The sequence below is a fragment of the Ochrobactrum sp. Q0168 genome (genome assembly GCF_016427605.1).
Classification (GTDB): Bacteria; Pseudomonadota; Alphaproteobacteria; order Rhizobiales; family Rhizobiaceae; genus Brucella.
Genome location: NZ_JAELXQ010000040.1, coordinates 1 through 1,342, shown reverse-complemented (window position 1 = coordinate 1,342; position 1,342 = coordinate 1). Strand labels below are relative to the sequence as shown.

Genomic DNA, 1,342 nt, shown 5'->3' with positions numbered 1-1,342 from the left:
TTCTCAAACGGGAAATCTGTTTCAGACAAGGCGGCGGAAGGCAAAATCAGCCAATGACAACAGGTGTCCACCGCGCTGACCGATGGACGGGTGCATTTTGCTCGCTAATCGTCCCTCTTGACGCGCGATCAGAAACTAACACTGAGCTTCGCGTTGAAACCATTCTGTTTGGCGCCGGATGCAAACTGGCCGTTATAGGAGATGCCGAGTGTGGCATCTTCGGTCAGCTTGAAATCAAGTCCTGCGCCGACGAGAGCTGTATCTTCGGCGATTGGAAGACCGGAGATAGGGAAGGCGTCCGAGTCGATGAAGCTTGCAGTGGAAACCGGCGTTATGTCGCCATAGGCATGCCGCCAGCCAAGGTCGGTTCGCGCGGTTGCCATGATGCTGCCCAAAGCAAACTCTGTCGATGCACGGAACCCGAGCGTCGAGAAGCTGGTATCCGTCGTGCCGGAATGAACGGATAGGGCGGCCGCTGTCTGGCCCTTCTCATTAAATCCATCGGTTTTCAGGCGCAAATAGGAAAGGCCCGCATAAGGCTCGAACAGGGCTTTGCCGTAGTGGATCTTATAGCCAAGCTCGCCAAAGAGCTGCAAACTTCCCGCATCGTAATCGCCAGTCAGATTATCGACAAAACCGGGGAAGGCGACAGAACGGTTCATGTCGACATTATGCCATGAATAGGCAAGGCCGGACCGGAATGCCAGGGCATGGCCATTATTGAGCGTCCATTCGTTTCCTGCATAGGCGCCGAGTGTATAATTATCGCTGCTGCCGGATGAAGCGCGATCCTCCACATCAAAACTGGAATGGCTGTATCCGGCCAGAAGGCCGAGACGCCATGTGTCGAGGATGGTACCGTCGATACCGGTGACAAAACCGCCAACAGATGATTTTACCGCTCCCGCATTGCTATCACCATCCTGCCTCGTCCATGCGCCATAGGCATAGCCCCAGGCGGTATATAGATTTTGAACAGGAGCGATGCTGGCTGGAGCCACGGCGTCAATGGCTGAGGCTGAAGCCGATATATGCCTTTGCGCTCCGGCATAGGACAGCGCATTGATCGGCGTTGCCGGAGCGCCGCCAAACACCTGCTGCAAACGACCAAGGGCTGCATTGCGAATAAACTGGCTGTCGTTGATCAGCACGCCCGCGGCTGAAGCATAAGCCTCACCGGAAAGACTATCGAAGGCCGCACGCGCCTCATCGGCCGACAGCATCAGCAGGCTGTTATAGAGCGCAAGCGACGAACCTGTCTGCGCCAGACTATCCAGTCCGCCGGCCGTCGCATATTGATTGCGGGTCTGGGCCACAGTTGTGAAGAGGGCAGGGGAGGGCT

At 56.3% G+C, this 1,342-nt stretch carries 1 protein-coding gene; it reads right to left on the bottom strand.

Going from position 1 to position 1,342, the window contains the following annotated elements; all coding sequences use genetic code 11:
• Positions 1 to 128: 128 nt before the first annotated feature.
• Positions 129 to 1,342, bottom strand: a 1,214-nt coding sequence (locus JAU75_RS23825; protein WP_199058946.1) for an autotransporter domain-containing protein, incomplete at its 5' end; no start/stop codon positions are given.